This window comes from Burkholderia sp. AU45251, from assembly GCF_030482905.1.
Lineage (GTDB): Bacteria > Pseudomonadota > Gammaproteobacteria > Burkholderiales > Burkholderiaceae > Burkholderia > Burkholderia aenigmatica.
The window spans coordinates 195,791-203,858 of sequence record NZ_JAUJQH010000012.1 but is presented as its reverse complement, the minus strand read 5'-3'; the positions used below and the strand labels follow the sequence as shown (position 1 = coordinate 203,858).

Annotated in this window: 8 protein-coding genes, 4 tRNA genes and 2 rRNA genes; 13 read left to right on the top strand and 1 reads right to left on the bottom strand. The window is 58.2% G+C overall.

Going from position 1 to position 8,068, the window contains the following annotated elements; translation table 11 throughout:
* Positions 1 to 104 (top strand): 23S ribosomal RNA (locus QZM67_RS23475); the annotation flags it as partial.
* Between the two features lie 133 nt (positions 105 to 237).
* Positions 238 to 350: ribosomal RNA gene (gene rrf, locus QZM67_RS23470) — 5S ribosomal RNA — on the top strand.
* 446 nt (positions 351 to 796) lie between these two features.
* On the opposite strand, the gene QZM67_RS23465 is transcribed toward rrf, so the two are convergent.
* Positions 797 to 1,762 carry a phytanoyl-CoA dioxygenase family protein gene (locus tag QZM67_RS23465; protein WP_301806966.1) on the bottom strand — a complete coding sequence of 322 codons (966 nt, stop codon included), beginning with the start codon at positions 1,760 to 1,762 and terminating at the stop codon, positions 797 to 799.
* A 971-nt stretch (positions 1,763 to 2,733) separates the two neighbouring features.
* Here QZM67_RS23465 and QZM67_RS23460 point away from each other — a divergent pair.
* From QZM67_RS23460 to rplL, 11 genes are all read left to right on the top strand, one after another.
* Positions 2,734 to 2,819: transfer RNA gene (locus QZM67_RS23460), tRNA-Tyr, on the top strand.
* A gap of 44 nt (positions 2,820 to 2,863) precedes the next feature.
* A tRNA-Gly gene (locus QZM67_RS23455) sits at positions 2,864 to 2,937 on the top strand.
* A gap of 24 nt (positions 2,938 to 2,961) precedes the next feature.
* Positions 2,962 to 3,036 (top strand) — tRNA-Thr (locus tag QZM67_RS23450).
* 66 nt (positions 3,037 to 3,102) lie between these two features.
* Positions 3,103 to 4,293 (top strand): elongation factor Tu, encoded by a 1,191-nt coding sequence (gene tuf / locus QZM67_RS23445; RefSeq protein WP_011350666.1) that lies wholly within the window; start codon positions 3,103 to 3,105, stop codon positions 4,291 to 4,293.
* A 59-nt stretch (positions 4,294 to 4,352) separates the two neighbouring features.
* Positions 4,353 to 4,428, top strand: a tRNA-Trp gene (locus QZM67_RS23440).
* Between the two features lie 43 nt (positions 4,429 to 4,471).
* Positions 4,472 to 4,852: a preprotein translocase subunit SecE gene (gene secE, locus QZM67_RS23435; RefSeq protein ID WP_006482892.1), complete on the top strand. Its 381-nt coding sequence runs from the start codon at positions 4,472 to 4,474 to the stop codon at positions 4,850 to 4,852.
* A 1-nt stretch (position 4,853) separates the two neighbouring features.
* Entirely contained in the window at positions 4,854 to 5,411 is a 558-nt protein-coding gene (gene nusG, locus QZM67_RS23430) for a transcription termination/antitermination protein NusG (RefSeq protein WP_006400672.1), read from the top strand.
* A gap of 142 nt (positions 5,412 to 5,553) precedes the next feature.
* Positions 5,554 to 5,985: a 50S ribosomal protein L11 gene (rplK, locus tag QZM67_RS23425; protein WP_006477201.1), complete on the top strand. Its 432-nt coding sequence runs from the start codon at positions 5,554 to 5,556 to the stop codon at positions 5,983 to 5,985.
* Entirely contained in the window at positions 5,986 to 6,684 is a 699-nt protein-coding gene (rplA, locus tag QZM67_RS23420; protein WP_006482906.1) for a 50S ribosomal protein L1, read from the top strand.
* Between the two features lie 295 nt (positions 6,685 to 6,979).
* Positions 6,980 to 7,477: a 50S ribosomal protein L10 gene (gene rplJ / locus QZM67_RS23415; RefSeq protein ID WP_021161756.1), complete on the top strand. Its 498-nt coding sequence runs from the start codon at positions 6,980 to 6,982 to the stop codon at positions 7,475 to 7,477.
* 63 nt (positions 7,478 to 7,540) lie between these two features.
* Positions 7,541 to 7,915, top strand: a complete 375-nt coding sequence (gene rplL / locus QZM67_RS23410) for a 50S ribosomal protein L7/L12 (RefSeq protein WP_009687178.1) — start codon at positions 7,541 to 7,543, stop codon at positions 7,913 to 7,915.
* Positions 7,916 to 8,068: the final 153 nt, after the last annotated feature.

Sequence of the window (8,068 nt, the reverse complement as noted above, 5' to 3'; positions counted from 1 at the left end):
TCCCCTTGAAGGGTCGTTCGAGACCAGGACGTTGATAGGTCAGGTGTGTAAGCGCAGTAATGCGTTCAGCTAACTGATACTAATTGCCCGTAAGGCTTGATCCTATAACAAGTCTGTTTCGGCTCCATGCGTGTGAGCCAGGACTGGTTGGATTCTCGTGTGTGATACACACAACTTAAAATTACTGCTTCTTCCAAGATTGGTTGTGCTGCGAAGCCAGCACAACAACCCCTTTTGCCTGATGACCATAGCGAGTCGGTCCCACCCCTTCCCATCCCGAACAGGACCGTGAAACGACTCTACGCCGATGATAGTGCGGATTCCCGTGTGAAAGTAGGTAATCGTCAGGCTCCCTAAGCCAAGAACCCCCGCCCGAAAGGCGGGGGTTTTTGCATTTGAGCGACGGAAATGCGTGCGTGCGGGGGAAGGGCATTGCACTCATTGCACACCACCGCCACCGGCCGGATCACCCTCCCTCTTGCGGAGCGGAGCAGCTCCTATCGGCGCGGTTAAGGGCTACGTCTTCTCAGCCAGCAGAGGCGGATGTTGTTAAAAGGGGCATGCCGATGTGCCGCGGCCGAGCAAAGGGCCGGCTGTCGAAGTCGGATGTAACGCTACTCCGTTGTCCCGAAAGCAACGTTTCCGTTCCGAAGGTTTGAGTTGCGTATCGAAAGTCGTTGCACGCGATAGTCCGTGCTGCGACCGGCGCCCGACTTCGTCGTTTCCGAAGGTGTCGTCATTCCCCTGGGAACCTGATCGCCAATGCCCTCGCCGAATGGGGAGGCATTGGAAATGATCACCAGTTGAAGGGACCTTGAACGCGGTGTGCGACGTTTCCGCCTTCCGGCATGTAGTGGATCACGAATGACTTGCGCGTGCTCCCTGGGGCGACATAATCGGCGCCGCCGTGCACGAGCATCCCGTGCCAGAAAAGGACCTCGCCCTTCTTCGCGAGGAACTCATTGCGCTCGTATTTCGACGCAACCTGTTCAATGTACTCTTGATACCGATCTGATTGCTCGGGGGGTGATGTGCGGCGTTGTGTCTGCGGGTAGTTGTCGAACTCGCTGAAAAGTGGCTCGCGGTGCGACTTCGGGAAATAGACGAGCGGGCCAGAGCCTGGCTTGATGTCTTCGAGTGCGACCCACACGCCGATAAGCGCATTCATCGGCCATGTGTGGAAGACGCATGTGTCCTGATGCAGAAGTTGCATGCTTCCCTTTGAAAAGGTCAGCGAAAAGTGCGGCACGGCTGCGCGGTCGAGTAGCGCGGAACAGATGCGGATAGCCTGCTTGTTGCGAAAGATCTTCGCGGCGGCCTGGTTATACAGATGGAACTCGCCGATGCGCCAGTTCGATTCCTCTCTCGCTTGACTGCGAGTTTCGCGCGGAAGGGCAAGTAGGTCGCTGTGCGGCATGTGAGTCGTCTTGACTCCGTCGACGATGACGTCCGAGATGGTCAGGCCGTCGATCGCTTTGTCGGCGAACCAGGCGCTATCGACTTCTGACGCATAGGCTTCGAGGTCAGCGAGGCCAAATACGTCCGGCATCGTGAAGTAGCCGTCTGTTACCCATTTAGATAGCAAATCGCGCTCATCTGAGCTGAGCCCCCACCGATCCGCGATTTCTGGAACTCGCGTTAACGCGTCGGGTTCTTCAAACCAAAGCCTGTAAGTTCGCTCGTTTTTCCAGTCGATTATGCCTGACCGGGTTGCCGCTCGTCGTTCAAAGGCTCTTTTGACTTTTGAGATTATCGAGTTCATGCAGTTCCTCGGAGGTAACGCAGGAGTTTGAAAGTCCAGACGGTGTTATGGCTTGTTGGCTGCTCGAAGAATAACGATGAATAGATTTAACCGCCGCCTTCGGGCGGCTTTTTTACGGGATTTCTGCTGGATACTGAGGCGCTCGCCGAAGTCGGGTGCGCTATCTTGAGTGACTCGGACGCAGTCCTCGCCTACCTCCGGCGCCGCTCAGAGGTGCAGCGCGACTGGACGATTCTACAGTACGGGCATGGGATTTCGAGCCAGGCGAAATAACAAAGCGCATTCGAGATTTTGTGCGGCGCACACATATGCCGAGTTACGCGCTCGAAACGGCAATCGGCAATTTCAATCGAGCCGTCAAAGCGATTTCCAGGAAACTCGACAAGCTCGACAAAAAGTCGGAGAAGCAGTGATCGTAAGCGCCTCGCAACTGGTCTCGGCGCGCGGGGCAAACACGGCGAAGTTCGCTGTCTCGCCGCCGAGCTCGAGCGTTCGTAGCGCCAACCGCGATTCAGTACCGGAAGCAAGGCTTCGCTGTCCGGCGCAACGACCGGACGCGCGCGCAAACCCGCCCGCGCATCTCTCCCGTTTCCTGCGGCCAGGCGACATCGAGGCATTCGACGCGAGGCTCCGGTGTCCCGCAAGCAATGTCGCTAAAGCCCCTACGAATACCGGAAGCAGCGTCGGCGGAGCCCCCGGCACGATATTTGCGAAAAATTTGCATCTACCCGCTTGGCAGAGTGCTCAAGAGGTCGTATGATGGCGGTCTTTCGTTTTCAGCGTAGATGCAGATCGACGTTGAGGGCGGAGTCTGACGAAGATGTGGCGCTGATCGGTGGTACCCATGCTTGCCTTAGCCGGGCAAGGGCGGGAGATCGGTGGTCAAGCAAGTGTCGGGAAGAGAGTGAAAATAATCTTCCGGATGTGCTTGACAGATGTGCGATGCACCCCCATAATCGTCAGTTCTCTACGGAGGGGTGCCCGAGTGGCTAAAGGGGGCAGACTGTAAATCTGTTGGCTTACGCCTACGTTGGTTCGAATCCAACCTCCTCCACCAAGATATCAGTGCAGTGAGCGGTAACGGAATCGTTTGTGGCCCGTGCGGGTGTAGCTCAATGGTAGAGCAGAAGCCTTCCAAGCTTACGACGAGGGTTCGATTCCCTTCACCCGCTCCAGACCGCGAAGTTGAAGCTTAAAGCGCCCATGTGGCTCAGTGGTAGAGCACTCCCTTGGTAAGGGAGAGGTCGGCAGTTCGATCCTGCCCATGGGCACCAGCAGTAAAAAGTCAGTGTCTTGTTTGCGCGCGGCGCAACCTGTGAAATTCCTTTTGGGAGTCGAAAATGGCCAAGGGTAAATTCGAGCGGACCAAGCCGCACGTGAACGTTGGTACGATTGGTCACGTTGACCACGGCAAGACGACGCTGACGGCAGCGATCACGACGGTTCTGACGAAGAAGTTCGGCGGCGAAGCGAAGGCATACGACCAGATCGACGCGGCACCGGAAGAAAAGGCGCGCGGCATCACGATCAACACGGCACACGTCGAGTACGAAACGGCTAACCGCCACTACGCACACGTCGACTGCCCGGGCCACGCTGACTATGTGAAGAACATGATCACGGGCGCAGCGCAGATGGACGGCGCGATCCTGGTTTGCTCGGCAGCTGACGGCCCGATGCCGCAGACGCGTGAGCACATCCTGCTGGCACGTCAGGTTGGCGTTCCGTACATCATCGTGTTCCTGAACAAGTGCGACATGGTGGACGACGCTGAACTGCTCGAGCTGGTCGAGATGGAAGTTCGCGAACTTCTGTCGAAGTACGACTTCCCGGGCGACGACACGCCGATCGTGAAGGGTTCGGCAAAGCTGGCGCTGGAAGGCGACACGGGCGAGCTGGGCGAAGTGGCGATCATGAGCCTGGCCGACGCGCTGGACACGTACATCCCGACGCCGGAGCGTGCAGTTGACGGCGCGTTCCTGATGCCGGTGGAAGACGTGTTCTCGATCTCGGGCCGTGGTACGGTTGTGACGGGTCGCGTTGAGCGCGGCATCGTGAAGGTCGGCGAAGAAATCGAAATCGTCGGTATCAAGCCGACGGTGAAGACGACCTGCACGGGCGTTGAAATGTTCCGCAAGCTGCTGGACCAAGGTCAAGCAGGCGACAACGTTGGTATCCTGCTGCGCGGCACGAAGCGTGAAGACGTGGAGCGTGGCCAGGTTCTGGCGAAGCCGGGTTCGATCACGCCGCACACGCACTTCACGGCTGAAGTGTACGTGCTGAGCAAGGACGAAGGCGGCCGTCACACGCCGTTCTTCAACAACTACCGTCCGCAGTTCTACTTCCGTACGACGGACGTGACGGGCTCGATCGAGCTGCCGAAGGACAAGGAAATGGTGATGCCGGGCGACAACGTGTCGATCACGGTGAAGCTGATCGCTCCGATCGCGATGGAAGAAGGTCTGCGCTTCGCAATCCGCGAAGGCGGCCGTACGGTCGGCGCCGGCGTCGTCGCCAAGATCATCGAGTAAGCCAGTTATTCGTTGATCGACAGTTTTGGGGCTGGCAACAGCCAGCCCCAGCATGGTTTAGGGGTATAGCTCAACTGGCAGAGCGTCGGTCTCCAAAACCGAAGGTTGGGGGTTCGATTCCCTCTGCCCCTGCCAAAAAATAGCCACGTGTCCTACGTGGCATTTGTTTTAAGGTGTTATGGCGAATCCATCCGTCGAAACTGTAAATACCTCCGGCGATAAGCTGATGCTGGCCCTGGGCGTATTGCTGGTCTTGGCCGGATTCGTGGGCTTCTTCTGGCTGGCCAATCAGCAGTGGTATGTCCGCGGTGCCGCGTTGGCGGTAGGTATCATCGCCGGCGTGGCCGTCGGGCTGATGTCCGCCCCTGGCAAGAGCCTCATCGCCTTTGCCAAGGATTCGTACAAGGAAGTCCGGAAGGTCGTTTGGCCCACCCGCAAGGAAGCAACGCAAACCACACTCGTCGTGTTCGGTTTCGTGCTCGTGATGGCGATTTTCCTCTGGTTGAGTGACAAATCGATCGAATGGGTGATTTTCTCGGCGATTCTGGGTTGGAAATGATATGAGCGATACTCCGGCATCCCCGAGCGGAAAGCGTTGGTACGTCGTGCACGCCTACTCCGGTATGGAGAAGAGCGTGCAACGCGCGCTTCAAGAGCGCATCGAACGTGCTGGCATGCAGGACAAATTCGGTCAGATCCTGGTTCCGACCGAAGAAGTGGTCGAAGTCAAAGGCGGCCACAAGGCTGTGACCGAGCGTCGTTTCTTCCCTGGCTACGTGCTGGTGGAGATGGAAATGACGGACGAAACGTGGCACCTCGTGAAGAACACCGCGAAGGTCACCGGTTTCGTCGGCGGTGCGCGTAACCGCCCGACCCCGATTTCCCCGAAGGAAGTCGAAAAGATCATGTCGCAGATGCAGGAAGGCGTCGAAAAGCCGCGCCCGAAGACCCTGTTCGAAGTCGGCGAGATGGTGCGTGTCAAGGAAGGCCCGTTCACGGACTTCAACGGCACCGTCGAAGAAGTCAACTACGAAAAATCGCGCGTGCGTGTGTCGGTCACCATCTTTGGCCGATCCACTCCGGTCGAACTCGAGTTCGGCCAGGTCGAAAAAGTTTGATCCCGATTCGGTGGGCAGCCTCGGCTGCCCACCTTCGCGCTTACGGTCCGCGTCATGGCCGTTGAGGAGCGTCAGTAGCCAGCGGCGAAAGCGCGTTATTACTCACCGAACGCCTTCTCTGGCGTTCCAATGAGGTTCACAAATGGCAAAGAAGATTATCGGCTTTATCAAGCTGCAGATCCCTGCAGGTAAAGCCAACCCGTCGCCGCCGGTCGGTCCGGCACTGGGCCAGCGCGGCCTGAACATCATGGAGTTCTGCAAGGCGTTCAACGCGCAGACTCAAGGCATGGAGCCGGGTCTGCCGGTGCCGGTGGTCATCACGGCATTCGCTGACAAGAGCTTCACGTTCGTGATGAAGACGCCGCCGGCGACCGTCCTGATCAAGAAGGCGGCGAAGGTGGACAAGGGCTCGAGCAAGCCGCACACCGACAAGGTCGGTTCGATCACGCGCGCTCAAGCTGAAGAAATCGCGAAGACCAAGATGCCGGACCTTACGGCAGCTGATCTGGACGCAGCCGTTCGCACCATCGCTGGTAGCGCACGCTCGATGGGCATCACTGTGGAGGGCGTGTAAATGGCTAAGATCTCCAAGCGCCGTCAGGCATTTGCCGCCAAGGTTGATCGTCAGAAGCTGTACGCGATCGAAGACGCACTGAGCCTCGTGAAGGAATGCGCGAGCGCGAAGTTCGACGAGTCGATCGACGTCGCAGTCCAGCTCGGCATCGATGCGAAGAAGTCGGACCAGGTCGTTCGTGGTTCGGTCGTTCTGCCGGCAGGTACGGGCAAGTCGGTTCGCGTTGCTGTGTTCGCGCAAGGCGAAAAGGCTGAGCAAGCTCGTGCCGCAGGCGCGGAAATCGTCGGTATGGAAGACCTGGCAGAGCAGATCAAGGCTGGCCAGATGGACTTCGACATCGTGATCGCTTCGCCGGACACGATGCGTATCGTCGGTACGCTCGGTCAGATCCTCGGCCCGCGCGGCCTGATGCCGAACCCGAAGGTCGGTACGGTCACGCCGGACGTCGCAACCGCCGTCAAGAACGCGAAGGCTGGTCAGGTGCAATTCCGTGTCGACAAGGCCGGTATCATCCACGCGACCATCGGCCGTGCATCGTTCGAGCCGACCGCACTGCGTTCGAACCTGTCGGCGCTGATCGAAGCGCTGCAGAAGGCTAAGCCGGCAACGAGCAAGGGCGTCTACCTGCGCAAGATCGCACTGTCGAGCACGATGGGCGTTGGCGTGCGTGTCGACCAGGCTACGCTGGCAGCACAGTAAGCAAGTATTCGGGCCGCTTCGTTCGCGAAGCGGCCTACATGGGCTTTGGGCGGTTGTTCGTGCAGCAGGGCGAACAACCGGTTATCAAAGACCGTTGGTGGGGCGCAGCAGTCAGGTGATCCCTTAATTCAAGCCAACGCAGATGGCGAACCCGAAAAAGTTTTGCAGTGGTGAAGCCGCAGGCCGTGAAGCGATTCCCGGCGTGAGGTGGAAATACTCCTAACGAGGTCGGACGCCGTTGTTGAACGAGGTACGTGAGGTTTCGTGCCGAGCGTATCGTTTCTGGAGGCTAACCGTGCCGCTTAATAGAGAAGACAAGCAAGCCGTCGTCGCTGAGGTTTCCGCGCAAGTCGCGAAGGCCCAGACCGTTGTGCTGGCTGAGTATCGTGGAATTGCGGTTGGCGATCTGACCAAGCTGCGCGCGAAAGCGCGTGAGCAACAGGTTTACCTGCGCGTGTTGAAGAACACGCTGGCGCGTCGCGCTGTTGAAGGTACGCCGTTTGCTCCGCTGGCAGAGCAGATGACTGGCCCGTTGATCTACGGCATCTCGGAAGATGCAATTGCTGCTGCTAAGGTCGTCAACGACTTCAGCAAGAGCAATGACAAGTTGGTCATCAAGGCTGGTTCGTTCGATGGCAAGGTGATGGACAAGGCTGGCGTGCAAGCGCTGGCAAGCATCCCGAGCCGCGAAGAACTGCTCTCGAAGCTGCTGTTCGTTATGCAATCGCCTGTTTCGGGCTTCGCGCGTGCTCTGGCCGCGCTGGCCGAGAAGAAGCAAGCGGAAGCTGCGTAATCGAACGTGCATCAGCGTCATTGATCGCTGGCTGTATCCGAATTCAATTTAGGAGTATTTCAAATGGCAATCGCAAAAGAAGACATCCTGGCAGCAGTCGAAGGGATGACCGTTCTGGAACTGAACGAACTGGTCAAGGCATTCGAAGAGAAGTTTGGCGTGTCGGCAGCTGCAGTGGCAGTCGCTGGCCCGGCAGGCGGCGGCGCAGCTGCTGCAGCAGAAGAGAAGACCGAATTCACGGTCGTTCTGGCTGAAGCAGGCAGCAACAAGGTTGCAGTCATCAAGGCAGTTCGCGAACTGACGGGCCTGGGCCTGAAGGAAGCGAAGGACGTCGTTGACGGCGCACCGAAGGCTGTCAAGGAAGGCGTCGACAAGGCTGCTGCTGAAGAAGCCAAGAAGAAGCTGGAAGACGCAGGCGCGAAGGTCGAAGTCAAGTAAGTTTCGGCGCGCTGTGCGAAGGCTGGCGGTATTTACACCGCCGGCCTTTTTGTGCTTTGTGGGGACGTTATTCTGGCACTCATTCGGGAGCCCGAATAATCGGCCCCAGAAGCCAAAGAAAACCGCCTGATCGTTGTCATTGATCACGAATGG

Bases quoted from the DNA above. Each gene is read 5' to 3' on its own strand.
- secE (WP_006482892.1), top strand. From the start codon at position 4,472: ATGGCGAATCCATCCGTCGAAACTGTAAATACCTCCGGCGATAAGCTG.
- QZM67_RS23465 (WP_301806966.1), bottom strand. From the start codon at position 1,762: ATGAACTCGATAATCTCAAAAGTCAAAAGAGCCTTTGAACGACGAGCG.
- rplA (WP_006482906.1), top strand. From the start codon at position 5,986: ATGGCTAAGATCTCCAAGCGCCGTCAGGCATTTGCCGCCAAGGTTGAT.
- tuf (WP_011350666.1), top strand. From the start codon at position 3,103: ATGGCCAAGGGTAAATTCGAGCGGACCAAGCCGCACGTGAACGTTGGT.
- nusG (WP_006400672.1), top strand. From the start codon at position 4,854: ATGAGCGATACTCCGGCATCCCCGAGCGGAAAGCGTTGGTACGTCGTG.
- rplK (WP_006477201.1), top strand. From the start codon at position 5,554: ATGGCAAAGAAGATTATCGGCTTTATCAAGCTGCAGATCCCTGCAGGT.
- rplL (WP_009687178.1), top strand. From the start codon at position 7,541: ATGGCAATCGCAAAAGAAGACATCCTGGCAGCAGTCGAAGGGATGACC.